Below are 26,262 nucleotides of genomic sequence, written 5' to 3'. Positions count from 1 at the left end.
AATAAAGGCGGAGCAAAGCAATTTGTCTTCGCTTTTTCTTTTTATAAATATGAACAACGACGAACTGTATATCAAAAGATGTATTGAGCTGGCTCAGAAAGCTCTTGGCAACACCTATCCCAACCCTCTTGTAGGAAGTGTAATCGTACACAACGGAGAGATCATTGGTGAAGGCTACCATCATAAAGCTGGAGAAAACCATGCTGAGATCAACGCCATCAACTCTGTTAAAAATAAAGATCTTATTGCGGAATCTACCATCTATGTATCCCTGGAGCCCTGTGCACACTACGGAAAAACTCCACCTTGTGCTTTAAAGATTAAAGAATTAGGATTTAAAAAAGTGGTTATTGGTGCGATGGATTCTCATGATAAAGTCAATGGTAAAGGAAAGAAAATTATCCTGGATGCTGGAATTGAAGCCGTTTCAGGAATTCTTGAACAAGAATGTATTGAACTTAATAAAAGGTTTTTCACTTACCATGAAAAGAAAAGACCTTACATTATCCTAAAATGGGCAGAATCCGGTGATGGCTTTTTGGATAAAGACTTTAAACCAACAGCTGTTTCCAACACCTTGGTGAATCAGTTTGTTCATCAGTTAAGAGCTGACGAACATGCTATTCTGGTAGGCACCCAAACTGCCTTAAATGACAACCCAAGTCTTACTGTAAGGAATGTGGAAGGAACAAACCCGGTAAGAATTCTGATCGATTTTGATTTAAAAGTTCCGTCCAATTTCAACATTTATAATAATGAAGCAAGGACATTGGTTTTAAATTCAGTAAAAGAAGACACCGAAGGATCTATTCAATTTATTAAAATCAACAGGAATAATTTCCTGCCTGAACTTATGGAAGCATTGTATAAAGAACAGATACAGTCTGTGATTATAGAAGGGGGCCGTTTTACGCTACAGCAGTTCATCAATGCTGGTCTTTGGGACGAAGCCATTGTCATCAAAAATGAAAATCTGAACCTTGAAAACGGGACAAAAGCACCTGAATTCAATCATACACCCACTGCAATTGAAAATTTCAGAGACAATACAGTTTCTTTCTTCAGACTAAAATAAAAGCACTTTATCACCATCGAATGAAATAATTTCTTTACATTAGTTACACAAAAAAATTACTATGAAAAATTTAAAGAAAGTTTCAAGACAGAGTTTAAAGAAAGTAAACGGAGGAAACGCTCCTGAATGCTGTTCATTCTATCCGCCTTCATTACAGCATTGCTGTGCAACGCCTTCAAGTATGAGCTGCCCACCGCCTTGGGCAGATGGAACATTCCAATGCTAATATTGTTAAATTATATCAATTAATCCAACAAAACTATTATAATGAATAACCTGAAAAAAGTATCCAGAGCCAGTATGAAAACCATTAAAGGAGGGGTTTTTGTAACATGTATACTCCCTAATGGACAACCTACAAGATGCAGAGACAAATGCCCTCAGGATTTTTGCGGTCCAACAAGCTATATGTGTCTGATTCCAATGGACCTTTGTGGAGATGTGATGTAACAGTATAATTTTACATTCAAAAATATATAAGCCGTCAAATTCTGACGGCTTAATTTATGATCATGATGCAGAATACTAAAGCATTTAATATTTTTGCATAATTAAAGCCGGAATACACAATGACGTTTGAATACAAAACCATAGAAAAACCCATAGAAAATACTCTTTTAAAGGAAAAAGGAAGCAAGTTTATAGGATTTGCGTTCCCGGTAACCAATGAAAAGGAATTAAAGAATGCGCTGGAAAAAATAAGGGAAGAACATCCGAAAGCTACTCACCACTGTTATGCTTTCAGAATGGGATTAAATGGTGAGAACTACCGTGCCAATGATGATGGCGAGCCTTCCGGAAGTGCCGGATTACCTATTTACAATCAGCTGCTGGCAAATGAGGTCACCAATATTCTCGTAATTGTAGTCCGTTATTATGGAGGAACCAAACTAGGGGTTTCGGGATTGGTAAAAGCTTATAAGGAATCTGCAAAGATTACATTGGAAGAAGCTAAAATCATTACCCGTGAACTGGAAACGGAAATAGAGATTCAGTTTAATTTTAATCAGCAGAATACAATATTCACTCTGCTTTCAAAATTTGATGCCAAGGTTTTGAATTTTGATGCCAACGAAAACTGTATTCTTACTGCCTCACTGAAGCTTGCACAAAAAGAAAACATCTCGGAAAAACTCTCCGAGATGCAATATGTTTCATTTGAATTTAATGATTAATCCCTTCTTCCACCAAGAAGTAATGATCCCCAGTAAAGAAGTTGTGCCAGAGATCCTAAGGCTGCTACCACATAAGTTCTTGCTGCCCATTTCAGGCTGTCCTGCACTCCTACAAATTCCTCTGCAGTTACAGTTCCTGTATCTTTAAGCCATTTCATAGCTCTGTTACTTGCATCATACTCCACAGGAAGTGTTACAAAAGCAAAAAGTGTTGTCACAGCAAACATAGCAACTCCAATGGCAAGAACTGTTGTATTTCCATTGGGATTTTCCATCGTTCTTGATGCTGCCATTACCGCGATACCCGCTATAATGACAAATTGCATCAGATTGGAACTTATATTAACAATAGGAACCAGTTTTGAACGTAAATTCAACATAGAGTATCCTACGGCATGCTGTACTGCGTGTCCGCATTCATGCGCTGCTACTGCGGCTGCGGCTGCGTTTCTCTGCATGTAAACCCCTTCAGAAAGGTTCACTGTTTTATCTGCCGGATTATAGTGGTCCGTCAACTGCCCGGGAACAGATATTACCTGAACATCATTGATCCCGTTATCCCTCAACATTTTTTCCGCTACTTCTTTCCCCGAAAGGCCGTTTCGAAGGTGCACATTGGAATAATATTCAAATTTTGATTTCAACCTGGAAGAAACCCACCAGCTCACCAACATTGAAATACCAATAATGATATAATAACCCGCCATTTTATATAGATTTTGTGTTTAATTTTTATCCATAATGATGTAAAAACTGTGCCAAAGTATAAGATATTATTATTTATATTTGTCCTTAAATTACCATCAAAAGTTATGTCTAAGGTTTCAATTATTGAAGTAAAAACAGCCGGTCAACTAAAGCAATTCGTAAAATTTCCGATGGATCTGTACAAAAATAATCCGTACTATGTTCCATCCTTTATCAAAGACGAAATAAAAATATGGGATGCAAATGAAAATCCGGCATTCCTCTATTCCGAATCCAAGCAATTTCTGGCCGTAAAAGACAGTAAAGTAGTGGGAAGAATCGCAGTAATTATAAACCACAAGGAGGAAAAAGAATTAGACATCAAAAAAGTACGCTTTGGCTGGATAGATTTCATCGATGACATTGAGGTTTCTAAAGCATTGATTCAGACTGCCATTGATTATGCCAAAGAACATAACATCAATAAGATTGAAGGGCCTATGGGATTCACCAATCTTGACAAAGCCGGTATGCTGACAATGGGATTTGATAAACTGGCAACAATGATTGGAATTTACAATCATGCCTATTACCCTAAACATCTTGAAAATCTTGGATTAACCAAAGAAAAAGAATGGGTAGAATATGAGATGAATTTCCCGAAAATACTTCCTGAAAAAGTAGAAAAATTCAGTGGACTGATTGCTCAGAAATACAAACTCAGCGTTCTTAAATTCAAATCAAAGGAAGAAATCCTCCCGTATGTAGAACCTATGTTTAAGCTGCTGGATGAAACTTATAAGCATCTTTCTACTTATACTCCAATTTCTGAGGAACAGATCAAAACATACAAAGAGAAATATTTCCCGTTCATTGATAAAAATTATGTGATCTGCGTAGTGGATGAAAATCAGCAGCTGGTTTCTTTCGCAATTACGATGCCTTCTTATTCTAAAGCTTTACAAAAGTCAAAAGGAAAATTATTTCCTTTCGGATGGTGGCATTTCCTACAAGCAGGCAAAAAGAATGACAGAGCCAATTTTTACCTTATCGGGATTCACCCTGAATATCAAAGACGTGGCGTAACGGCAATTATCTTCAAAGAAATTTTTGTACGATTTACCAGTATGGGAATCAATTTCGCAGAAACTAATCCTGAACTTGAAGAAAATAAAAGTGTGCAGCTCCTATGGCAGGATTATAATCCGGTAAATCATAAGAGAAGAAGAACCTATTCAATGGAAGTGAATAAATGATACTGTATTTATAGAATGTAAAAAGTACTTTAAACTCTAAACTTTGAACTTTATGAAACCACAACTTATCATTTTCGCTATTTTAATTGCCGGATTTATCAGTTATAACTTCTTTTTTCAATCGCAGGATGATAGGACGAATACCGTCATCAATATCCTTTTTGCCAGTATTCTTTTTGGATACATCTCTTTTATGGCATATTCTGTTCTAAGAAAAATGAAGAAATAAAATATAAAGCCAATTTTTATTAAATCTGCATTTCATTCAGTTAAAATATATCCAATACGTAGGATGAGCTATATTTTTGGGGAGCTGCTACAAAAAAAGGGGAAAAACACATTAAGAAAACAATCACCAAAAGCTAATTTTTATTGATTCTAAATTACCGATTTAACTCATTTTCATCCGACATTTAAGCTGATAAATTTCATGCTTTCTTGTTTATTCGCTAAATTTGCAAATTGAGATAATAATGCAAAAATGAATTTACCTGAAAGTTATATTCCAATCCTTATCCAGGCTGGTGTAGCAGTAGGATTTGTAGCTGTTTCTTTGCTTGGGGCACATTTCTTGGGACCACAGCAGAAAAAAGGAAACTCTGTAAAAAACCAAAGCTGGGAATGTGGAGTTCCTGCAGAAGGAAATGCTAGAACACCGTTTTCTATCAAGTACTTCCTGACCGCGGTATTGTTCGTACTATTCGATATTGAAATCGTATTCTTTTATCCTTACGCAGTAAACTTTAGAGAATTCGGCATGGAGGGATTCCTTGCTGTACTTACGTTCGTTGCGATATTCTTCGTAGCGTTTTTCTATGTTTGGAAACGCGGTGCGCTGGATTGGGATAAATAAATTTTAACATTAAAAGATTGAATTTATTTAAGTAATTTAAAGATTGTGAAGGTCTTATTTTTTAATCTTTAAATATTTTAATCTTTAAATATTTACTAAAAATGTCAGATAAAAAACCAGTAATAAGAACAGATGCACCTGCTCCCGAAGGATATGAAGGAGAAGGGTTTTTCGCAACAAAACTGAGCAGTGTAATCGGGATGGCAAGAAAGTTTTCACTTTGGCCGTTACCTTTTGCTACCTCTTGTTGCGGTATTGAGTTTATGGCTACCCTAAACCCAACGTATGATGCGTCAAGATTTGGTATGGAAAGAAACTCTTTCTCTCCAAGACAAGCAGATATGCTGATGGTTTGTGGAACTATATCAAAGAAATTAGGACCAGTCCTGAAAGAAGTTTATACCCAGATGGCAGAGCCGAAATGGGTAGTAGCAGTTGGAGCTTGTGCTTCCAGCGGTGGTATTTTTGATACATATTCTGTACTTCAGGGGATCGATAAGATTATTCCGGTGGATGTTTATGTTCCTGGATGCCCTCCAAGACCTGAACAGATCATTGAAGGAGTAATGCAGGTACAGGCTCTTGCAGAAAGTGAAAGCATCAGAAGAAGAGATATGCCTGAATATCAGAAATTATTAGATTCTTACAACATAAGCAACTAAACGGAAATGACGAACGAATTTGTATTAGAAGCAATCACAAGAGAATTTCCGGAATCTGTCATTTCAAGCTCAGAACCTTACGGAATGCTGACGATTGAGGTGAAGAAAGAAGATAGTAAGAAAATCATTCACTACCTTAAAGATTCGTCTTTGGAATTTAATTTCCTTACGGATATCTGTGGTATTCATTACCCTGAATTCCCTGAAAAGGAAATAGGCGTTGTATACCATTTGCATAATATGATGGCCAATTTCAGATTACGTCTGAAAATATTCATGTCCAGAGAAAATATCGAAGTAGATTCTCTTACTGAGCTCTATGCCGGAGCTAACTGGATGGAAAGAGAAACGTATGATTTCTATGGGATTAAGTTTAAAGGACACCCGGATCTTAGACCTATTTTGAATATGGAAGATCTTGGATACCACCCAATGTTGAAAGAATATCGCCTTGAAGACGGTACGAGAACCGATAAGGACGATAATATGTTCGGAAGATAAAAAATATAAATGATTACTGATGGTTGATTCATTATCAATTATCCTTTATCAATTATCAATTATATATTATGAAAGATAACTCATTATCTAATATACTAAACCAGTACGAAAGTAAGGAACAGATTGACGGACAATTGTATACCCTCAATTTAGGACCTACCCACCCTGCTACTCACGGGATTTTCCAGAATATCTTAACGATGGACGGGGAGAGAATTCTTCACGCTGAGCAAACGGTAGGATACATCCACAGAGCATTTGAGAAAATTTCTGAAAGAAGAAACTACTCTCAGATCACTACCCTTACTGACCGTATGAATTACTGTTCTGCACCCATCAACAACTTAGGTTGGCACATGACAGTAGAGAAACTGATTGGCGTTGAAGTTCCAAAACGTGTAGACTATATGCGTGTTATCTTAATGGAATTAGCAAGAATCGGTGACCACCTGATCTGTAACGGAGTAACCGGAATGGACTCAGGAGCCATTACAGGTCTTACTTATATGTTCATCGAAAGAGAACGTATTTATGATATGTATGAGCAGATCTGCGGAGCAAGGATGACAACCAATATGGGAAGAATCGGAGGTTTTGAAAGAGATTTCACGCCTAAGTTTCATGAGTTATTACAGGATTTCTTAAAGACTTTCCCGGCAAGATTCAAAGAATTCGGTACTTTATTAGAAAGAAACAGAATTTTTATGGACAGAACCATCGGTACAGGAGCTATTTCTGCCGAAAGAGCATTAAGCTATGGTTTCACAGGTCCAAATTTACGTGCAGCAGGAGTAGATTATGATGTAAGAGTTGCACAGCCTTATTCTTCCTATGAAGATTTCGACTTTATTATTCCTGTAGGAACTTCAGGAGATACTTACGACCGTTTCATGGTTCGTCAACAGGAAATCTGGGAATCATTAAAAATCATCAAACAAGCATACGAAAATCTTCCGGAAGGACCATTCCACGCGGATGTTCCTGACTTCTATCTTCCTGAAAAGGCAGATGTATATCAGAAAATGGAAGCATTGATCTACCATTTTAAAATTGTAATGGGAGAAACTGATGTACCGAAAGGAGAAGTTTACCACGCTGTAGAAGGTGGAAACGGAGAATTAGGATTTTATCTTGTAAGTGATGGAGGAAGAAGCCCTTACAGACTTCACTTCAGAAGACCATGTTTCATCTACTATCAGGCATATCCTGAAATGATTACAGGTTCTGTAATTTCAGATGCCATTGTAACGATGTGTAGTATGAATATTATTGCGGGAGAATTAGACGCATAACTGGAATTATAAATTTTGAATTATAAATTATAAATTGATTTTAGACCGTTATTCATTTAGAATTTAAAATCTAAAATCTAAAATTTCAAAAATGAGCGAAACAATAGCTTTTAAACCGGAAAGTTTAGCACAGGTACATAAAATTATCGCAAGATATCCTGAAGGAAGACAAAAATCAGCTCTTCTTCCTGTACTTCACTTAGCACAGAAAGAATTCGGAGGATGGTTAGATGTTCCTGTGATGGATTATGTTGCCGAACTATTAAGTATCCAGCCGATTGAAGTATATGAGGTGGCTACTTTCTATACCATGTTTAATATGAAGCCGGTAGGTAAATATGTTTTGGAAGTTTGCAGAACAGGGCCTTGTATGGTTTGTGGAAGTGAAAAAATCCTTGACCATATCAGAACAAAACTGAATATTAAGGATGGAGAAACTACTGAAGACGGCATGTTTACATTAAAGCCTGCTGAATGTCTTGGAGCATGCGGATATGCACCAATGCTGCAGTTAGGAAAATTCTTTCATGAAAATTTAACAATAGAGAAAGTAGACGAAATCCTTGAACTTTGCAGACAGGGACAACTTGCTTTAGACTAATAAAGATTTTGAATCCCGGATTTAAAATCAGTTAATTTTTAAAATAATTATAAAAAGCTAACGGCCACAAACCAATAGCTAAAAGCATAATAAACAATGAGTAAAAAACTTTTACTTAAAGACGCACATATAGAAGGTATTCGCTACTTTGAAACGTACCGTAAACAGGGAGGTTATACAGCAGCTGAAAAAGCCTTGAAAATGACTCCTGACGAAATTCTTGAAGAAGTAAAAGCTTCAGGATTAAGAGGTCGTGGTGGAGCAGGATTCCCAACTGGGATGAAATGGAGCTTTTTGGCGAAGCCTGAAGGTGTTCCAAGACACCTTGTTGTCAATGCAGATGAATCTGAGCCTGGAACATTCAAGGACAGATATCTGATGGAGTTCCTTCCTCATTTATTGATCGAGGGAATGCTAATTTCTTCTTACTGTTTAGGTTCTAATGTTTCTTATATCTACATCCGTGGAGAATATTCATGGATTCCTGATATCCTTGAAGAAGCTATTGAAGAAGCCAAAGCAGCAGGATTTTTAGGTAAAAACATCCTGGGAACAGGTTTCGATTGTGAAATTTATGTTCAGAGAGGTGGTGGAGCATACATCTGTGGTGAAGAAACTGCATTGCTTGAATCCCTTGAAGGAAAAAGAGGTAACCCAAGATTAAAACCGCCATTCCCGGCTGTAAAAGGACTTTGGGAAAGACCAACAGTAGTAAATAACGTTGAATCTATTGCAGCAATTGTTCCAATCATTGATATAACAGGTGCTGAGTATGCTAAAATCGGAGTGGGAAGATCTACAGGTACGAAATTAATTTCTGCTTGTGGAAACATCAACAAACCGGGGGTATACGAAATCGATATGACTATTACCGTAGAAGAATTCATCTATTCTGATGAATATTGCGGCGGTATTAAAGACGGAAAAAAATTAAAGGCTTGTATTCCCGGAGGAAGTTCTGTTCCTATCGTTCCTGCTAATTTGTTGCTGAGAACAGTGAATGGAGAGCCAAGATATATGAACTATGAATCATTGGCAGATGGTGGTTTCGCTACCGGAACAATGATGGGTTCAGGAGGTTTCATCGTATTGGATGAAGACCAGTGTATTGTAGATCATACTATGACTTTGGCAAGATTCTACAATCACGAAAGCTGCGGACAATGTACTCCTTGCCGTGAAGGAACGGGATGGATGTACAAGATTTTAAAGAAAATCGAGAAAGGAGAAGGAAAGATGGAGGATATCGATCTGCTTTGGGATATCCAGAGAAAAATCGAAGGAAACACGATTTGTCCATTGGGTGATGCAGCAGCTTGGCCGGTTGCAGCAGCAATCCGTCATTTCAGAGATGAATTTGAGTGGCATGTGAAAAACCCAGAATTGTCTCAGACACAAAATTATGGATTAGCACATTATGCAGATCCTATTCCGGCTGTTGAAAAGAATGCATAGGTAAAATGAAAAAATTATTGGTTGTCGGCTTAATGATGTCGAATTTTGTATTTGCACAGAATAAGAAAACAGATACTGCAAGTTATAACAGATCCGTTGAAGAGGATTTGTCATATGTAGCGAGTGAGAAACAGCAAATTAAAGCTGAAAAAAAAGAAAAGCCATTACCATTAAGCAAAAAAGGTCAGGTTTTCGTATTTTATGGATGGAACAGAGCGGCTTATAGCAATTCTGATATTCATTTTACCGGAAACGGATACGATTTTCAACTGAATAATGTAAGGGCACAAGACAGACCTACAAAATTTGGAATTGTCTATTTTGATCCAAGCTGGTTTACTGTAACACAGTATAATTTCAGAATAGGATATTTTATTAAAGACAATTTAGCGCTGGTACTTGGGATAGACCATATGAAATATGTAATGGACCAAAACCAGGCTGTGGGCTTCAAAGGACATATTTCAGATCCTGAATATGCAGCAATGGTTCAAAACGGACAGGTAAATCTTGCAGATGAGAAGTTCCTTACTTTCGAACATACAGATGGACTTAATTATGAAAACTTAGGTCTTGAGAAATACAAAAACCTTGTTCATAAGAAGAATATAGATTTAGTATGGTCTTATGGAGCTGGAATCGGATTTATGTTTCCGAAAAGTAATGTAAAACTTTTTGGAAATGAAAGAAGTGACCGTTTTCACGTTGCAGGTATGGGAACCGATATCAGATCCAGTCTTAACTTAGTTTTCTGGAAAAACTGGATGCTGAGACTAGAAGGAAAAGCAGGTTATATTAATATGTGGGATATTAAAACTACATTGAATAACAAACCTGATAAAGCACGCCAGGACTTTGTTTTCGGACAGGTTCTAGGAGGAATTGGATATACATTTAATACTAAGAAATATAAATAACAAAGCCTATTGCTTAACGCATAAAGCTTAAAGCATATCATATGAGCGAAGAAGTTAAAAAATTCAAAATAACTATAGACGGACAGACTACTGAAGTGATGCCTGGTACTTCCATTCTGGAAGCAGCAAGACAAATCGGTGGAAAATCTGTACCTCCCGCTATGTGCTACTACAGCAAGCTAGAGACCAGTGGAGGGAGATGTAGAACATGTCTTGTAGAAGTTTCTAAAGGGTCTGAAGCAGATCCTCGTCCTATGCCGAAATTGGTAGCAAGCTGCAGAACGAATGTAATGGATGGGATGGAAGTAAAAAACCTTACTTCTGAGAAAGCTCAGGAGGGAAGAAAAGCGGTTACCGAGTTCTTATTGGTAAACCACCCGCTGGACTGCCCTATCTGTGATCAGGCAGGAGAATGTCATCTTCAGGACTTAGGATATGAGCATGGTGTAGACAGTACAAGAACAGAATTTGAAAGAAATACTTACGAAGCTGATGATCTTGGACCGAACATCAAATTGAATATGAACCGTTGTATTCTTTGTGCAAGATGTGTATTGACAGCAAACCAGCTTACAGAAACAAGAGAACACGGTATTCTTTTCAGAGGAGATCACGCTGAAATTTCAACCTATTTAAATAAAGCTTTAGACAATGACTTCATCGGAAATGTTATCGACGTTTGTCCGGTAGGAGCATTAACAGACAGAACAGCTCGTTTTGCAAGCAGAGTATGGTTTACAAAACCAATGAACGCTTCTTGTAAATGTGATAAGTGTTCAGGAAAAGCTGTAGTATGGATGAAAGGTGACGAAATCGTAAGAGTAACTGCAAGAAAAGACCAATGGGGTGAAGTGGAAGAATTCATCTGTGATACATGCCGTTTCGAAAGAAAAGCATTATCAGACTGGAACATCGAAGGTCCTAGACATATCGACAGACACTCTGTAATTTCATTGAACCACTACGAAAAACCTAAGGATGAGCTAAGAGTTTTAGACAATCCTATGGCTAAAGAAATCAGTGAAAAAGACGAAAAATAAAATAGTTGGATCTAGAAGCCGGAAGTTGGAAGTTTTAATAATAAACCTACAATCCACTTTTAACTTCAATCGTTTTAAAAAATATAAAAAAATTTGGTAATGTGATGAAGAGTTGATGCCGCGAGGTGATAAACTTCCAGCTTCCAGCTCCCATCTTCAAACATTTAAAATAAAAAATGGATTTACTTACATTTAAACTTATACTTGTACTAGCACTTTTCCTGCTATCACTGACGATTGCAGCCTACTCTACCTGGGCAGAAAGAAAAGTAGCCTCTATCATGCAGGATAGAATTGGTCCCAACAGAGCCGGACCTTTCGGATTACTGCAGCCTCTTGCTGATGGTGGAAAGTTTTTCTTCAAAGAAGACTTTACGCCGGCCAATGCAGAAAGATTCCTTTTCGTATTAGGACCTGCTTTGGTAATGTTTATTTCATTGATTACAGGAGCTGTTATTCCTTGGGGTAAAAGTTTAAATATTGCAGGTACTTCTTTTGATCTTCAGGTAGCTAACATTGATGTTGGTGTACTTTTCATCATCGGAATGGCTTCAATTGGGGTTTACGGAATTATGATCGGAGGTTGGGCTTCAAACAACAAATATTCATTACTAGGTGCTATCCGTGCTTCTTCTCAGATGATTTCTTACGAATTGGCAATGGGATTAGCACTTCTTTCTATCATTATGATGACAGGAAGTTTAGACTTAAAAGAAATCACAGAAAGCCAGACTACTGGGAAATTATGGGGTATAATTCCTTGGGTTTCCGGGTTGAACTGGAATATTTTCTACCAGCCGATCGCTTTCCTTGTTTTCTTTGTAGCAGCATTGGCTGAAACCAACAGACACCCATTCGATTTACCTGAGTGTGAATCTGAATTGGTAACAGGATACTCTACAGAATACTCTTCCATGAAATTAGGTTTATATATGTTCGGGGAATATGTGAACATGTTTATCTCTAACGCTTTCATGGTAGTTCTTTTCTTCGGAGGTTACAACTATCCTGGTATTGAATGGGTAACTCAGAACTGGGGTGAGAACACTGCAGGAATCTTAAGTATCGTAGCATTCTTAACGAAGACTGTAATCGGAATTCTGATCTTCATGTGGATCAGATGGACACTTCCAAGATTCAGATACGACCAGTTAATGCACTTGGGATGGAAAACATTAATCCCGATGGCATTGGTAAACCTATTAATTACAGGAGCTGTAATTTTAGCATTTGCAAACTAAGAAAATTTGAAAATGAGCTGATTTGAAAATTTGATTATGAAATCAAAGCTTTATCTTTAGCCTATCATATTCAATCATCAATATTAAATAATTAAGATAACAGACAAGATTAGTCTAAAATCTGGTGTCTAACATCTAATATCTATAATTAAATGAAACTTACAAACAGATCAAAAGTTGTTTCCAATAAAGAAATGACCCTTGCTGAAAAAATCTACCTTCCTGCTATCTTTACTGGGATGGGGATTACATTTAAGCATGCTGTAAGAACCGTGATAAAGGGTGCTCCCGCAGTATATTCGTATCCGGAAGTACAGAAGCCAAGAACAACCATCTGGAGAGGCCAGCACGTTCTGAAAAGAGACGAAGAAGGCAGAGAAAGATGTACAGCTTGCGGACTTTGTGCGGTAGCTTGTCCTGCAGAAGCCATTACGATGACTGCTGCTGAAAGAACAAAAGAGGAAAAAGGTCTTTACAGAGAAGAAAAGTACGCTTCAGTATATGAAATTAATATGCTAAGATGTATTTTCTGCGGAATGTGTGAAGAAGCCTGTCCTAAATCTGCCATCTATCTTACTGATAGACTAGTAGATGTGGAAACGAACAGAGGTTCTTTCATTTACGGAAAAGATAAACTAGTTGAAAAAATAAATGAAAGGATTGATATCACGACAAGACAATCCGAGAAACAAAAAAATGCGGTAAAATAATGGATCAGTTTTTATTTTTCTTGGTGGCGTTTTTAGCAGTGGCAAGTGCAGTTTATTTTGTATTTGCAAGAAATCCTCTCTATGCTATTTTGTCATTGATTGTTACAATGTTTTCAATTGCAGGAATGTACATTCTTTTAAATGCACAGTTCCTGGCAATTATCCAGATTATAGTGTACGCAGGTGCCATCATGGTACTTTTCCTTTACATCCTGATGATGCTTAATCTTAATAAAGGAGACGAAAGTAAGAAGAACAATACTTTAAAGTTTGTTGGAGTTTTTACAGCAGGTCTTCTTTTAGTAGGTGTACTAGGAGTTTTCAGAGGTGTACAGGACAAACACATTGTTGTTGAAAATGTAGACAGAGGTATTGGTCTTACAAAAAATCTGGGTAGACTTTTGTTTAATGAATATGTTTTACCGTTTGAGCTTGCTTCCATCCTAATTTTGGCAGGTATTGTAGGCGCGGTATTAATCGGTAAAAAAGATTTATAAAATTATGGGAGAAGTAAATACATTTATACAAAGCATCCCTTTGGACTACTTCATCATTCTTTCATCAGTATTGTTCTGTTTGGGAGTAATGGGAGTATTGCTTAGAAAAAATGCTATTGTGATTCTGGGCTGTGTAGAGCTTATGCTGAATTCTGTAAACCTTTTATTGGCAGCTTTTTCAGCGTATAAAGGCAACGGCGACGGACAGCTTTTAGTTTTCTTCATTATGGTTGTGGCTGCTGCTGAAGTAGCAGTAGGTCTGGCAATTATTGCTATGCTGTATAGAAATACCCGTTCTGTAGATGTGAGTATATTTAATAAATTAAGAGGATAAGAATGGAGAATCTAGTATATGCAATAGTACTTTTACCACTTTTAGGGTTTCTTATTAACGGTTTATTCGGGAAAAATCTTCCAAAAATATTGGTTGGATCTTTGGCTACGGCAATGGTTTTCGGATCATTCTGTATCGCTGTAAGTCTTTTTATGAATTTCAATTCTGAAAGCCAGCCTGTAATCGTAAAAGCTTTTGAATGGTTTAGAGTCAATGGAGTTCAAATCAATTTTGGATTCCAGATTGATCAGCTTTCTTTAATGATGGTGATGATCATTACGGGTATCGGTTCACTGATCCACTTATACTCTATCGGATATATGAGTCATGACAAAGGATTCTATAAGTTCTTTACTTATCTGAACCTTTTCATCTTTTCCATGTTACTTTTGGTAATGGGAAGCAACTACCTTATCTTATTCATCGGATGGGAAGGTGTAGGTCTTTGTTCTTACCTGTTGATCGGATTCTGGTACACTAACGAAGAATACGGTAAAGCAGCAAGAAAAGCTTTCATTATGAACAGAATTGGTGACCTTGCGTTATTGATCGGTATTTTCATGATTGCTTCTCAGACCAATGCTGTAGATTATCTTTCTGTAGCAGAAAACGCTTCAAAATTTGAATTGGACGGAACAGTGATTATCTTTATCACAGCGAGTTTATTTATCGGTGCTACCGGTAAATCTGCTCAGGTTCCATTATATACATGGTTACCGGATGCGATGGCCGGGCCTACTCCTGTATCAGCGTTGATCCACGCGGCAACGATGGTAACGGCAGGGATCTATTTGGTAGTAAGATCAAACTTCTTATTTACTTTGGCACCTACAGTACAGGGAGGAATTTTATTCATCGGATTCTTAACGGCTGCTTTGGCAGGATTCTATGCACTTCGTCAGAACGACATCAAAAAAGTATTAGCTTACTCTACCGTTTCACAGCTTGGATTTATGTTCATTGCTTTAGGTCTAGGAGCGTATACAACAGCGATGTTCCACGTAATGACACACGCATTCTTTAAGGCTTTATTATTCCTGGGTGCAGGTTCTGTAATCCATGCAATGAGCAACGAACAGGATATGCGTTTCATGGGAGGTCTTAAAAAATATATTCCTCTTACCCACGCTACATTCCTTATCGGAACATTAGCCATCTCAGGTTTCCCTTTACTATCAGGGATGATCTCTAAAGACGAAATTTTAGTCGCAGCTTTCGCTAAAAACCCTGTTTACTGGGTAATATTATTTGCATTAGCGGCAATGACTGCAACCTATATGTTCAGACTGTATTATTTGACATTCCACGGAGAGTTCAGAGGTACTGAAGAGCAGAAACACCACTTACATGAAAGCCCGTCAAATATGACATTACCATTGATCGTATTGGCTATTCTTTCTGTAATCGGAGGTTTCATCAATCTGCCACACTTCATCGGTCACGGACATTATGCCAAACTGATGGAATGGTTAAAGCCAGTTCTTACGGAACAAAGCTACAGCCAGATGAAAGCTACTCTTTCAGGAGTAGATTTCAATACTGAAATGATCTTATTAGCAGCAACAATCCTTATGTTCTTCTCTGTATGGTTTATCGTTAGAAACACCTACGTGAAGAAGAAAAAAATGGCTGTTGCAGAAGAAAGCTATACCGGATGGGAAAAGCTTTCTGCTAAAAAATTATACGTTGACGAACTTTACAACGCATTGATTGTAAAAACTGTTGAAGGATTAGGACGCGGAGGAAAGATGTTTGATAAGGGTATCTTAGACCGTTTTGTAAACTTTGTAGGTGATGGTGCTGAAGACAGCGGAAAAGCTATGAAGCGTGTTCAAAACGGAAATGTAGAGACGTATATTCTTATCATGTCTTTAGCTGTGGGAATTATATTAATTGTTAACTTTTTATTACAATAATAATGTCTTGTTTATTATTAACATTATTACTATTACCTCTAGTAGGTTCGGGATTAGTTTTTGCGTGGAAGAGTAATTCCAGCAAATATTTGGCACTGGGAATTGCATTGGTACAAATGCTTCTTACATTTTATATACTTTCGGATTTCGATTTTACTCCGACGGTAGATAGTGTATTGCAGCATGAGATCAATTATCCTTGGTCACAATTTATGAAGAGTTCTCTTCACTTCGGTATCGATGGGATGAGTATGCTTCTTTTATTATTGACCAATATTCTGGCTCCAATTATTATTTTATCATCTTTCAACGAAAATGTAAACTACAGAAATACATTCTACGGATTGATTCTGCTGATGCAGTTCGGGCTTGTAGGAGTGTTCACTTCTTTAGACGGATTGCTGTTCTACATTTTCTGGGAAGTAACTTTGATTCCAATTTGGTTCATTGCCGGACTTTGGGGACAAGAGAATAAGAGGTTCGAATTCACTACGAAATTCTTCGTATATACATTCGTTGGATCATTATTTATGTTAGCCGGATTGATCTATGTGTACAACCACTCAGCATCATTCGCTTTAACAGATCTATACAATGCACAACTGAACGAAGTACAACAGACTGTGGTATTCTGGTTTATTTTCTTTGCATTTGCAGTGAAATTACCGGTATTCCCTTTCCATACATGGCAGCCTGATACCTATACCTACTCTCCTACTCAAGGATCAATGTTGTTATCAGGGATCATGCTTAAAATGGCAGTATATGGTGTATTGCGTTATTTACTTCCAATCACTCCGCTTCCGATAGCAGGAATTTCAGGGCAGATTGTGATCATTCTTGCAATTGTAGGTATTGTTCACGGAGCATTGATTGCCATTATCCAGACGGACATGAAGAGAATCATTGCGTATTCATCTTTCTCTCACGTAGGATTGATGGTGGCAGGGATCTTCGCTTCTGCAGTAGTTACGCTAAGAGGAACTTTCAATGTAGAAGGAACTGAAGGAGCATTGGTACAGACTTTCGCTCACGGTATCAACGTGGTAGGATTATTCTACTGTTGTGATATTTTATACAAGAGATTTAAATCAAGAGACATCAGACAAATGGGTGGTTTAGCTAAAGTAGCGCCTAAGTTTGCTGTATTGTTCTTGATCATTATATTAGGTTCAATGGGAGTTCCATTAACTAATGGATTCATTGGAGAATTTATTTTGTTGAAATCTGTTTATGATTTTAATGGGACAGCAGCAGTAATTGCTGGTCTTACGGTAATTCTTTGTGCGGTGTATTTATTGAGATTCTACGGAAAAGCAATGTTTGGAGAAGGAGATGAAGCCGTTTTAAGTACAGCAAAAGATTTGTCAGGAGTAGAATTTTCTGTATTGGCAAGTTTAGCGGTTTTTGTGATCTTACTAGGTATTTTCCCACAACCGGTAATCGACATGGTGAGTAGTTCAGTGAAGTTTATCTACATGGCGATGGCTAACTAAAAAATTAAAAGATTTAAAAATTAAAAAATTAAGAGATTAGAGAGCATAAAGATAAAAGACGAAGAGATTAGGGATGGGAACTTTTGAACCCGGAACTTTAAACTCAAAACCTTAAACTTTAAACTTCAGATCTCGCACCTCAAATCTATATTATGAGTGTTTTAATTATTGTTTTCCTAACGGCAGTTATTGCGTTATTTTCAGGAGTTTTTGAACAAGGAAAATTCGCAAGATACATTGGGATTTTGGGATTAATCATCGCATTGTACGTAAGTTTTATGCCGGAATGTTCGTTCTTCGACCATTACAAGCATATGTATGAGTACAGTGGCAATACCGCATTATTCACTAAAATATCAATCGTAACAACATTATTATTATTCTTTCTGGGAGGTTTTGCGTTCAGCAACCATAGAAGCCACCAGTCAGAATTATATGCATTGATGCTATTTGCATTATGTGGAGGGATCATCCTTTTCGGATACCAGAACCTGGTAACGATGTTCTTAGGAATTGAGATCCTTTCTATTCCATTATATGTAATGGCTGGAGCTAACAAAACTGATCTTAGATCCAATGAAGCTTCTATTAAATATTTCCTTATGGGTGCATTTGCAACAGGTTTCTTACTGTTCGGGATTGCGTTCATCTATGGAAGTGCAGGAAGTTTTGATCTGTACAAGATTCATGATTTTGGAGTAGCTAATTCAGGGAATGTAATGTTTATCCTAGGAGTATTACTTATTCTTTGTGCATTGGCATTCAAGGTAGCTTTAGCACCTTTCCACATGTGGAGTCCTGATGTATATGCAGGCTCTCCTTCACTGATCACAGCTTTCATGGCGAGTGTGGTAAAAATCTCAGGATTCTTTGCCCTATTCAGATTGATGACGCTTGGTTTCACTGGAGTGACTCATGAGTGGATCAACGTTTTAGGAGTATTCTTAATCATTACATTACTTTTAGCAAACGTTATGGGTCTTGCTCAGACAAATGCAAAAAGAATGCTGGCATACTCTTCAGTATCTCATGCAGGATATATCGGATTGGTATTCTTCGGAATGACAAGCCTTTCTACTTATAACTTAGCATTCTATTTATTTGCTTATTCTTTATCTACAGTAGGAGTTTTCATGTGTCTGATCTGGGTAGAGAAATTAAAAAGAGAAACTTCTTTCGGAGCATTTAAAGGATTGGCGAAAACAGAACCTTTATTAGCAACAGCAGCAGCAATCTCTATGCTTTCAATGGCAGGGGTTCCGTTAACAGCTGGGTTTATGGGTAAATTTGCTTTATTCTCCCAGGCTATGAACGGTGCAGCTTTCTTAGTATTGGTAGCGGTATTGGGTTCTGCCTTGTCTATTGCTTACTATTTAAGGCTGATCATCGCAATGTTCTTCTTTAAAGAATCTACATTCAAATCATCAGAAAAAGTAACACTTACTTACAATATCATTGCAGTAATAATAATTGTTTTAATTATTATCCTTGGGGTTTTCCCGGATCTATTTGCAAGAATGTTCGGATTATAAAATCTGAATTATACAATATAAAAAAGCACAGCTATTCAGTTGTGCTTTTTTATTATAAAACAGTGGTCATATCCGGATAAAAACAAAAGCTTATATTTGAAAAAACAAAACCAGGAAACTCCGCATACTTTTAACTTTTACCTCTGTCAAATTTATCCTCCCTCTTTTAATTGAATATGAAAAACATTTTTTGCATCATATTTTTTGCGCTATTATCAATCAGCGGTTACTCTCAAAATAGTAAAGATTATAATTTCGGATTTGAATCAAGAACAGGAAATAATCCGTTACCCGACGGCTGGTTCAGCAGGGGAAACAACAAGGTAAAAATAGAATCAATCCTATCTCATTCAGGGAAAAATCTGTAAGCGTTCAATCTGACACGACAGAACGTACAGGAGGAATCGCATACATTCTTGTCAACAGCTACCGAGGAAAAGAAGTAACGCTGGCAGGCTATATCAAAACAGAAAATGTGGAAAACTCTGCAGGCTTGTTTATAACTTTTGAAGATCAACAGGAAATTCAACTTGAATCTAAAAACGTAAAAACAGAAAACATTCAAGGGGCAGCAGATTGGAAAAAATATACAATCAACGTTGTAATTCCTAAAGACACAGATAAAATTATAATTGGAGGATTCCTTAAAGGGAAAGGAAAAGTCTGGTTTGACAGTTTTAAACTTTATATAGATGGAAAAAATGTTGGAGACTTATCCTCCCAGAATCTCTCCCAATCACCTGATGAATTCTTTCTGGATTCTCAGTTCAGAATAGACAGTCTCAATAACCAACAAATCAATAATCTGTATCAGCTTGGAAAAAACTGGGGATATCTGAAGTATCACAGTTCAGAAGTATCAATTACTTTTTCCCCTACAAAGACATCATAGGAAAGAATTGGGACAGTGTTTTAAAAAACTATATTCCAAAGCTAGTCCATACCAAGGATGAACTTCCTATTTATAAAGAATTTGATCAGAATATCGGTTATATTTATCCTGCTGTTATCACGAAAGATGAGATCCAGACGGTCATGAAAAAATTTATGAATAAAAAAGGAATTATCATTGATCTCCGATGCTATCCTAAAGAATTTTCAACCTCCATAATTTCTGATTATTTTTTTCCTACCTCCAAAGAATTTGCAAAATTTACAGCAACATCATTGCAGCATCTGGGAAAATTTGAGATGAGCGGAAACGCAAAAATTGGAAAAGCAAACAGCAATTATTACAAAGGTAAAATAGCTATTTTAGTGGATGAAACCATACAAAGTGCATCAGAATTTCTTACGTTGGTTTTACGAACAGCTCTCAAATCTGCTGTAATTGGTTCACAAACAGCCGGCACAGACGGAGATCTTTGTGAGATACCTCTTCCAGGCGGAATAATGACCGCCATAAGTGGATTGGGAATATATTACCCGAATGGAAAAGGTACCCAGAGAACAGGTATTTCTATTGATATTCAGGTCAAACCAACCTTACAGTCGATCCGTAAAGGAGATGATCCTCTTATTCAAAAAGCTATAACGTTTATTAATAGGTAATATAAATTATGAGAAGAGGTAACCCTTACTTACGACGTCATTACAGTAGTTGTCATTGCTTTGATTATCATTCTGGAAATCTTCCCTGATTTCTTTGCGAATATGTTCGGATTGTAAACAATATTATAAGGAATCAATATAAAACCTTCCAGCTGACTCTGGAAGGTTTTATTTATTTGGTACCTATATCTTTATTGTATGCAAAACATGCATTTTAACTATCCAATACATTAACTATTTCAATATATTTCAAAAAATTACTATGCTATGCATTATAAAAAAAATTAAGCAATGAATACTAAAAATATAAAATTATCAATTATATATTTTTATTTCATTTATATTTAAAATAAAATAACAATTATTAAATTTCAATAAAAATATTGTATTAAAAAAAGTTAAAATAAAACATAAAAAACAATACTACAATCAATACATTTGTTTTGAATTTACAACAAAATACAATTAAAAAACTTGAAATGATGAAGATCAACAACAATGCCGCTGCCGCATTTCTATTATGCTCAATAGGCTTGGCACAAGCACAGGAAAAAGATTCAGTAACCGCGAAAAAGCTGGACGAAGTAGTGATGGTTGGCACCAGAACTACTCCAAGATCGAGTATCTCCACTCCTCTACCTATTGATAATATAGATGCAGCTATCATTCAATCGTCCGGCCATAGTTCTGTAGGACAAGCACTACAGTACAGGATTCCATCCTTTAATTCTACCAGCGCCGCAGTGCAGGATGCTACTTCATTGCTGGATCCTTTTGAAATCAGGAATATGGGATCATCAAGAACATTAGTTTTGATTAATGGAAAAAGAAAGAATCAGTCTTCTCTCATCTTCACTCAGAATACAATTGGAAAAGGAGAAACGGGAGCTGATTTATCATCTATTCCGTCTATTGCCATCAAAAAAATAGAAATCCTGAGAGACGGAGCTTCTGCCCAATATGGTTCTGACGCAATTGCCGGAGTTATCAATATCATATTAAAAGATAAAATAAACTTTACAGAAGCCAGTGCAAATCTGGGGCTGTACTCAAAAGGAGACGGCTTTTCTCAAAATTTTAATTTGATCACTGGCTCTACATTTAAGAACGGAGGCTTTCTTACATTTTCCACCAATCTCCAGAATAATGATTATGCCTACAGAAACGGAAAGGTAAATGCTTACTGGGATGCACAAACATTTGGAGCCAGTCAAAGTGATGTGGATGCTTATTTAGCCAAATATCCTGACGCTCAAAATAAAAATGCATACCCCAAAAAGAACAGCATAAGTTTTTTGATAAATACTTCCATACCGGTATCTGACCGCTCCAGCCTGTATGCAAATGCTTCATTTGCCACCAAAAAGGTAAGCAGTTTTGCCAATCACAGAACACCTTATTGGGTAAATCCCGCCAATGTTCTGAATTCACCCGACGGCTTTACGCCTACATTTATTGGAGACCTTACCGATTACGGAGCCACACTGGGATACAAAACCAAAACAGAAAGCGAATGGAATATAGACCTGAGCGCAACTTTTGGGGGAAATAAAATTTTATATACAGTAGGAAATACCTTTAATGCAGCATTAGGAGCATCCAGTCCTATTAATTTTAGGCCCGGTGGTTTCAGATTTAATAATATTATCGGGAATATTGATGTTTCCAAAAGATTATCAGAACATATTGCATTGGCATTCGGTTCTGAAGCAAGAAAAGAGGAATATGAAATCTACACTGGAGATCCTGCTTCTTATTATCAAACAGGATCCATTTCTTTTCCGGGATCATCACCAGAAAATTCCGGAATTTTTTCAAGGTATAATATTGGCGTCTATGCAGATGCAGCCTTTGATATTTCCGAGGCCACAACATTTAATGCCACTGCACGTTTTGAAAATTACAGCGATTTTGGAAACTCAGTGGTTTGGAAACTCAGTGCAAGACAAAACATCATGGGAAAAAAACTGATCGCCAGAGGATCTGTTTCTACAGGGTTCCGCGCTCCTACTCTTCAACAGGTATATCTTTCTACTATTCAGAATGTTTTTGCTAACGGTAATATCGTTACAGAGGGTCTGTTTAATAATGTAGGTAAAGAAGCTAAAGCAGTAGGAATCCCCAATTTAGATGCTGAAAAATCCCTTAATTTTACCTTAGGACTGGGAATCCAGCCCAATAAAAATTTTTCTATTACCATCGACGGATATCTGATCAATGTGTATGACAGAATCTTACTAAGCTCCAGAATGAGTGATAAAACTACAATTTTAGATCCTTTAAACAATATAGGAATTACCAATGTGAACGCCGCAAGTTTTTTCATCAATGGTGTAGACACAAGAACTATAGGTCTGGACCTTGTCGCCAATTATAGAAATATAGATCTGGCCAAAGGCAAACTTGCCTTTAATCTTGCCCTGAATATGAATCATTCTAAAATAACGGAGAATTCAGACAAGCTGAACGGGCTTAACCTTTCTGCTCCTTTTAACAGAACCGAGGAAGCATTAGCCACCACTTCCAGACCAGCTTTAAAAGCTGTTCTCGGTATAGATTATACCATTCAAAAATGGAATATATCACTCAACAATACTTTGTTTGGAAAAGCTACTTATGCGAACAGCGGTATGCCGGGAGCTAATCTGGCCTGGAATGATCCTAATGCCGAATCACAATCCTATCTGGGATTCAGACCAAGAATTACTACGGATATTACCATCAACTACAATATCAACAGCAAAAATACCATTAACTTCGGTATTCTGAATGTCTTTAATGTTCTGCCTAAATGGGAACTGCGGAATCTACCGGCAAATACAGCGTATGATGAAGTTTATAATACCGTTACCTTCAACGGAAGATATCAGCAGTCCAGCTATGATGCCCAGCATTTCAGCATTTTTGGAACACAGTTTATAATGGGATATAATATTAAATTCTAACATTCATATATTTTTAAATACTAAAGTTGTCCTGAATAATTAGGACAACTTTTTTCAAATTCTAAAAAAACATCTATCTGCGCTTTCTAAATGACTCAAAATAAAAACATTTACAGAAACCTAAACAAAAAAGAAGGGAATCATCATTTATACCCATTCAAAACACATTTGTAAATAGTGTTTTTTTCATAACTTTACTTTAAATTTCAGCTCTTGGCTAATCTCTATAAAAAAGACTCTCCTTTTCAGGTTTATATATCATTCAAAAAATATTTGGATGTTCTGGAACATATCCGGTATAATGACAGATTAGAGTATAGAGTCAACTATGCAAAATCATTGATCGAGAGCACCAGAAATTATAAAGAGCTTAGAGAAGGTTTTCAGGACACCGCTTTTCTCGAACAGCATGAAGACCTCATCAGACTGCTTCTTGCAGATCTTTTCCCAACAGGTCTTACCAGAAATGAAATAAAAGCAGCGAGTATTCCTCTTTCCAATATCACATTCAATTATACCGAAAGGTTTAAAGATATTCTTAGAGATGCCGGACAAGACTTTGAAATAGAGCTCAGAAACATTACAGACAATGAGTTCTATGTATTCTGCTGCTGCCTGATTCTTCAGAGCTACTTCAAAAAAGATATTAAAAGCACTATTCCGTTCTATTATGATATTCCCAATAAACAGGGAATCATGAAACATTATAAGATTACGGTAAATTCAGATTTTACCGAAATTATCCCCACAGAAGATGCTAAAATCCCATCTGATGATGTGCTGGATATGCTTTTGGAAAACCTGGATGATTTTAAGTTGTGGAAAAAGTATTTCCCTTCAGAATCATGGATATTAAAAGGTTTCACTATCATTTCATTAGTAGACTGTACCTCGGAAGTGGCACTTTCTGATCTGAAATCAAGCATGATAGAGATTGATCCTGAAAATTTGAATCCTAATGAAAATCTGACTGAAATTTTCAAATCCTATTTTGATGTTTCGGAATTGAGTTTCGGGCTGATGACTTTTAATAAAAAAGAACAGAAACTGGATAAACTCCCAATTTATGAGAGTCTTCTTACAAATCATATTCTGGATTTCTGGATTAATGCTTTTGATGAAGATACCCGTAAGAGTACGTTTAATAATTTAAATCATAATTCAAAGCCTGTAGTTGTTTCCAATGTAAACAACCTGGAGGAAAGTGTAAAACAACTCCCTTCCTTCAGTATTTTAAAGGACAATAATGTCAACAGTTTCATGGTAATTCCTATCATGAAAGACGGTGAACTCCTTGCGATTATGGAGTTTACCTCTCCTATTGCCGGAAGTTTTAATGGTTTAAAACTTAAAAAACTGGAGTTTTTCACTGATATGGTTCTTTTCTCTCTGAACAGATTCTACTTTGAGAAAAACTATCAGATAGAAGCTATTATCCAGCGTGAATATACAACCATCCACGACAGTGTGGTGTGGAAATTCAGAAATGAAGCCGAAAAATATTTCACCGCATCGCTCGGTAAGAAAATATATACCTTAAAGCAGATTGCTTTCAAAAACCTTACTCCGCTGTTTGGTGTTTCGGATATCCGTTCTTCTTCGGAAAAGCGTTATAACCTGATGCTTCAGGATCTTAATCAGCAGATTGAATGGTTGAATGAGATTTTTATACTCACCAATTCCGATTCAGAAAAATTTTTGCTGGCACTGGATGTATTTGAAAATGAACTCAACAATGAGATCAAAGCTGATACAGAACAACGCTTTCAACGATTATTAAGGGAAGAAATTCATCCTTTTTTACAAGGGAAGCTGGAAATAAGAACCTCAAGGGAAATAAAGGCGAAGATCAAAGACTATTTTTCACACATCTTTACGCCAACTGACCTTTTTTATCACCACAGAAAAAATCTGGATGATTCTATCACTCTGGTGAACCGAAAACTGGCAGATATGCTGGACGAAACTCAGATAAAAGCACAGGAAATTTTCCCACACTACTATGAAAGATTTAAGTCTGATGGTGTAGAGCATAACCTTTACATTGGCACCACCATCGCACCTGAGCTTCATTATACTTCAAAAGTTGTTCACAAACTGAGATACTGGCAGCTGAAAACTATCTGTAAAATGGAACTTGAATTTCACTCATTCAAAAAATATCTTCCCGTACAGCTGGATATCGCCTCACTGATCTTTGTCTATAATGAAAAAATAGACATCCGTTTCAGAATGGATGAAAAACGTTTTGATGTAGACGGAGCTTACAATTCCTATTACGAAATTATCAAAAAACGCTTGGATAAAGCCCATGTGAAAGATTCTTCAGAACGCATCACCGCTCCTGGAAAGATCACCATCGTCTATTTCGGAATGGAAAATCAGAAAGAATACCTCGACTACATTTCCAAACTCCAGAAGAAAGGAGTACTACAAAATGATATAGAATTCTTAAGGGTTGAAGATCTTCAGGGAATTACAGGATTGCTGGCACTGAGAGTTTCTTTTACACTTCCACAGGAATAG

26 protein-coding genes are annotated in these 26,262 nt (G+C 36.8%); 25 read left to right on the top strand and 1 reads right to left on the bottom strand.

Annotation, left to right across the window (positions count from 1 at the left end; genetic code table 11):
• Positions 1–49 precede the first annotated feature (49 nt).
• The 4 genes from ribD to KYG33_RS18510 all read left to right on the top strand — a co-directional run bounded on the left by ribD (position 50) and on the right by KYG33_RS18510 (position 2,250).
• Positions 50–1,075, top strand: coding sequence for a bifunctional diaminohydroxyphosphoribosylaminopyrimidine deaminase/5-amino-6-(5-phosphoribosylamino)uracil reductase RibD (gene ribD, locus KYG33_RS18525; RefSeq protein WP_077413867.1), 1,026 nt, complete (start codon positions 50–52; stop codon positions 1,073–1,075).
• Positions 1,076–1,136: 61 nt separating this feature from the next.
• Positions 1,137–1,301 (top strand): bacteriocin-like protein, encoded by a 165-nt coding sequence (locus tag KYG33_RS18520; protein ID WP_172625753.1) that lies wholly within the window; start codon positions 1,137–1,139, stop codon positions 1,299–1,301.
• A 41-nt stretch (positions 1,302–1,342) separates the two neighbouring features.
• Positions 1,343–1,525, top strand: coding sequence for a bacteriocin-like protein (locus KYG33_RS18515; RefSeq protein ID WP_180565157.1), 183 nt, complete (start codon positions 1,343–1,345; stop codon positions 1,523–1,525).
• Between the two features lie 119 nt (positions 1,526–1,644).
• Complete coding sequence (locus tag KYG33_RS18510) at positions 1,645–2,250, top strand: IMPACT family protein (RefSeq protein WP_077413865.1); 606 nt, start codon at positions 1,645–1,647, stop codon at positions 2,248–2,250.
• Here the strand turns inward: KYG33_RS18510 and KYG33_RS18505 are convergent.
• Positions 2,247–2,957 (bottom strand): zinc metallopeptidase, encoded by a 711-nt coding sequence (locus tag KYG33_RS18505; protein WP_219072195.1) that lies wholly within the window; start codon positions 2,955–2,957, stop codon positions 2,247–2,249. The genes KYG33_RS18510 and KYG33_RS18505 overlap by 4 nt on opposite strands.
• A 105-nt stretch (positions 2,958–3,062) precedes the next feature.
• Between KYG33_RS18505 and KYG33_RS18500 the strand changes: the two genes are divergently transcribed.
• The 21 genes from KYG33_RS18500 (at position 3,063) to KYG33_RS18400 (ending at position 26,262) form a co-directional block, all read left to right on the top strand.
• Positions 3,063–4,193, top strand: coding sequence for a GNAT family N-acetyltransferase (locus KYG33_RS18500; RefSeq protein ID WP_219072194.1), 1,131 nt, complete (start codon positions 3,063–3,065; stop codon positions 4,191–4,193).
• 52 nt (positions 4,194–4,245) lie between these two features.
• Positions 4,246–4,422, top strand: a complete 177-nt coding sequence (locus tag KYG33_RS18495) for a hypothetical protein (RefSeq protein ID WP_167510753.1) — start codon at positions 4,246–4,248, stop codon at positions 4,420–4,422.
• A 252-nt stretch (positions 4,423–4,674) separates the two neighbouring features.
• On the top strand, positions 4,675–5,046 hold the full coding sequence (locus KYG33_RS18490) for an NADH-quinone oxidoreductase subunit A (protein ID WP_047382179.1): 372 nt from the start codon (positions 4,675–4,677) through the stop codon (positions 5,044–5,046).
• A 101-nt stretch (positions 5,047–5,147) separates the two neighbouring features.
• Positions 5,148–5,708 carry an NADH-quinone oxidoreductase subunit B gene (locus KYG33_RS18485; protein WP_002983540.1) on the top strand — a complete coding sequence of 187 codons (561 nt, stop codon included), beginning with the start codon at positions 5,148–5,150 and terminating at the stop codon, positions 5,706–5,708.
• Between the two features lie 6 nt (positions 5,709–5,714).
• Positions 5,715–6,209: an NADH-quinone oxidoreductase subunit C gene (locus KYG33_RS18480; protein WP_077413862.1), complete on the top strand. Its 495-nt coding sequence runs from the start codon at positions 5,715–5,717 to the stop codon at positions 6,207–6,209.
• Between the two features lie 68 nt (positions 6,210–6,277).
• Positions 6,278–7,501: an NADH dehydrogenase (quinone) subunit D gene (gene nuoD, locus KYG33_RS18475; protein WP_047494369.1), complete on the top strand. Its 1,224-nt coding sequence runs from the start codon at positions 6,278–6,280 to the stop codon at positions 7,499–7,501.
• Between the two features lie 91 nt (positions 7,502–7,592).
• Positions 7,593–8,102: a complex I 24 kDa subunit family protein gene (gene nuoE, locus KYG33_RS18470; protein ID WP_047377758.1), complete on the top strand. Its 510-nt coding sequence runs from the start codon at positions 7,593–7,595 to the stop codon at positions 8,100–8,102.
• A 96-nt stretch (positions 8,103–8,198) separates the two neighbouring features.
• Positions 8,199–9,557 (top strand): NADH-quinone oxidoreductase subunit NuoF, encoded by a 1,359-nt coding sequence (gene nuoF, locus KYG33_RS18465; protein WP_047382176.1) that lies wholly within the window; start codon positions 8,199–8,201, stop codon positions 9,555–9,557.
• Positions 9,558–9,562: 5 nt separating this feature from the next.
• Complete coding sequence (locus KYG33_RS18460; RefSeq protein ID WP_219072193.1) at positions 9,563–10,474, top strand: hypothetical protein; 912 nt, start codon at positions 9,563–9,565, stop codon at positions 10,472–10,474.
• A 41-nt stretch (positions 10,475–10,515) separates the two neighbouring features.
• Positions 10,516–11,514, top strand: coding sequence for a 2Fe-2S iron-sulfur cluster-binding protein (locus KYG33_RS18455; RefSeq protein ID WP_047382170.1), 999 nt, complete (start codon positions 10,516–10,518; stop codon positions 11,512–11,514).
• Between the two features lie 176 nt (positions 11,515–11,690).
• Positions 11,691–12,755 carry an NADH-quinone oxidoreductase subunit NuoH gene (gene nuoH / locus KYG33_RS18450; RefSeq protein ID WP_219072192.1) on the top strand — a complete coding sequence of 355 codons (1,065 nt, stop codon included), beginning with the start codon at positions 11,691–11,693 and terminating at the stop codon, positions 12,753–12,755.
• 152 nt (positions 12,756–12,907) lie between these two features.
• A complete protein-coding gene (locus tag KYG33_RS18445) occupies positions 12,908–13,465 on the top strand; it encodes a NuoI/complex I 23 kDa subunit family protein (RefSeq protein ID WP_040996950.1) in 558 nt (185 codons plus the stop codon).
• Complete coding sequence (locus tag KYG33_RS18440) at positions 13,465–13,962, top strand: NADH-quinone oxidoreductase subunit J (protein WP_047377753.1); 498 nt, start codon at positions 13,465–13,467, stop codon at positions 13,960–13,962. Before KYG33_RS18445 ends, KYG33_RS18440 begins: the two co-directional genes overlap by 1 nt.
• Before the next feature lie 4 nt (positions 13,963–13,966).
• Entirely contained in the window at positions 13,967–14,296 is a 330-nt protein-coding gene (gene nuoK, locus KYG33_RS18435) for an NADH-quinone oxidoreductase subunit NuoK (RefSeq protein WP_002983557.1), read from the top strand.
• 2 nt (positions 14,297–14,298) lie between these two features.
• Positions 14,299–16,212 carry an NADH-quinone oxidoreductase subunit L gene (nuoL, locus tag KYG33_RS18430; protein ID WP_219072191.1) on the top strand — a complete coding sequence of 638 codons (1,914 nt, stop codon included), beginning with the start codon at positions 14,299–14,301 and terminating at the stop codon, positions 16,210–16,212.
• A gap of 2 nt (positions 16,213–16,214) precedes the next feature.
• Entirely contained in the window at positions 16,215–17,708 is a 1,494-nt protein-coding gene (locus KYG33_RS18425; RefSeq protein WP_180565151.1) for a NuoM family protein, read from the top strand.
• Positions 17,709–17,860: 152 nt separating this feature from the next.
• Positions 17,861–19,240, top strand: a complete 1,380-nt coding sequence (locus KYG33_RS18420) for an NADH-quinone oxidoreductase subunit N (RefSeq protein WP_077413858.1) — start codon at positions 17,861–17,863, stop codon at positions 19,238–19,240.
• 475 nt (positions 19,241–19,715) lie between these two features.
• Entirely contained in the window at positions 19,716–20,132 is a 417-nt protein-coding gene (locus tag KYG33_RS18415) for a hypothetical protein (RefSeq protein WP_139348466.1), read from the top strand.
• A 143-nt stretch (positions 20,133–20,275) separates the two neighbouring features.
• The gene (locus KYG33_RS18410) at positions 20,276–20,791 is read left to right on the top strand and encodes a S41 family peptidase (RefSeq protein ID WP_232539054.1); all 516 of its coding nucleotides are present in this window, start codon (positions 20,276–20,278) and stop codon (positions 20,789–20,791) included.
• A gap of 479 nt (positions 20,792–21,270) precedes the next feature.
• The gene (locus KYG33_RS18405) at positions 21,271–23,736 is read left to right on the top strand and encodes a TonB-dependent receptor plug domain-containing protein (protein ID WP_219072190.1); all 2,466 of its coding nucleotides are present in this window, start codon (positions 21,271–21,273) and stop codon (positions 23,734–23,736) included.
• A 213-nt stretch (positions 23,737–23,949) separates the two neighbouring features.
• Positions 23,950–26,262: a GAF domain-containing protein gene (locus tag KYG33_RS18400; RefSeq protein WP_219072189.1), complete on the top strand. Its 2,313-nt coding sequence runs from the start codon at positions 23,950–23,952 to the stop codon at positions 26,260–26,262.

The organism is Chryseobacterium sp. D764 (assembly GCF_019317325.1).
Lineage (GTDB): Bacteria > Bacteroidota > Bacteroidia > Flavobacteriales > Weeksellaceae > Chryseobacterium.
Note: the sequence above shows the minus strand (reverse complement) of the source record. Positions and strands in the feature narration are given on the sequence as shown.

Bases quoted from the DNA above. Each gene is read 5' to 3' on its own strand.
- ribD (WP_077413867.1), top strand. From the start codon at position 50: ATGAACAACGACGAACTGTATATCAAAAGATGTATTGAGCTGGCTCAG.
- KYG33_RS18520 (WP_172625753.1), top strand. From the start codon at position 1,137: ATGAAAAATTTAAAGAAAGTTTCAAGACAGAGTTTAAAGAAAGTAAAC.
- KYG33_RS18515 (WP_180565157.1), top strand. From the start codon at position 1,343: ATGAATAACCTGAAAAAAGTATCCAGAGCCAGTATGAAAACCATTAAA.
- KYG33_RS18510 (WP_077413865.1), top strand. From the start codon at position 1,645: ATGACGTTTGAATACAAAACCATAGAAAAACCCATAGAAAATACTCTT.
- KYG33_RS18505 (WP_219072195.1), bottom strand. From the start codon at position 2,957: ATGGCGGGTTATTATATCATTATTGGTATTTCAATGTTGGTGAGCTGG.
- KYG33_RS18500 (WP_219072194.1), top strand. From the start codon at position 3,063: ATGTCTAAGGTTTCAATTATTGAAGTAAAAACAGCCGGTCAACTAAAG.
- KYG33_RS18495 (WP_167510753.1), top strand. From the start codon at position 4,246: ATGAAACCACAACTTATCATTTTCGCTATTTTAATTGCCGGATTTATC.
- KYG33_RS18490 (WP_047382179.1), top strand. From the start codon at position 4,675: ATGAATTTACCTGAAAGTTATATTCCAATCCTTATCCAGGCTGGTGTA.
- KYG33_RS18485 (WP_002983540.1), top strand. From the start codon at position 5,148: ATGTCAGATAAAAAACCAGTAATAAGAACAGATGCACCTGCTCCCGAA.
- KYG33_RS18480 (WP_077413862.1), top strand. From the start codon at position 5,715: ATGACGAACGAATTTGTATTAGAAGCAATCACAAGAGAATTTCCGGAA.
- nuoD (WP_047494369.1), top strand. From the start codon at position 6,278: ATGAAAGATAACTCATTATCTAATATACTAAACCAGTACGAAAGTAAG.
- nuoE (WP_047377758.1), top strand. From the start codon at position 7,593: ATGAGCGAAACAATAGCTTTTAAACCGGAAAGTTTAGCACAGGTACAT.
- nuoF (WP_047382176.1), top strand. From the start codon at position 8,199: ATGAGTAAAAAACTTTTACTTAAAGACGCACATATAGAAGGTATTCGC.
- KYG33_RS18460 (WP_219072193.1), top strand. From the start codon at position 9,563: ATGAAAAAATTATTGGTTGTCGGCTTAATGATGTCGAATTTTGTATTT.
- KYG33_RS18455 (WP_047382170.1), top strand. From the start codon at position 10,516: ATGAGCGAAGAAGTTAAAAAATTCAAAATAACTATAGACGGACAGACT.
- nuoH (WP_219072192.1), top strand. From the start codon at position 11,691: ATGGATTTACTTACATTTAAACTTATACTTGTACTAGCACTTTTCCTG.
- KYG33_RS18445 (WP_040996950.1), top strand. From the start codon at position 12,908: ATGAAACTTACAAACAGATCAAAAGTTGTTTCCAATAAAGAAATGACC.
- KYG33_RS18440 (WP_047377753.1), top strand. From the start codon at position 13,465: ATGGATCAGTTTTTATTTTTCTTGGTGGCGTTTTTAGCAGTGGCAAGT.
- nuoK (WP_002983557.1), top strand. From the start codon at position 13,967: ATGGGAGAAGTAAATACATTTATACAAAGCATCCCTTTGGACTACTTC.
- nuoL (WP_219072191.1), top strand. From the start codon at position 14,299: ATGGAGAATCTAGTATATGCAATAGTACTTTTACCACTTTTAGGGTTT.
- KYG33_RS18425 (WP_180565151.1), top strand. From the start codon at position 16,215: ATGTCTTGTTTATTATTAACATTATTACTATTACCTCTAGTAGGTTCG.
- KYG33_RS18420 (WP_077413858.1), top strand. From the start codon at position 17,861: ATGAGTGTTTTAATTATTGTTTTCCTAACGGCAGTTATTGCGTTATTT.
- KYG33_RS18410 (WP_232539054.1), top strand. From the start codon at position 20,276: ATGAAAAAATTTATGAATAAAAAAGGAATTATCATTGATCTCCGATGC.
- KYG33_RS18405 (WP_219072190.1), top strand. From the start codon at position 21,271: ATGATGAAGATCAACAACAATGCCGCTGCCGCATTTCTATTATGCTCA.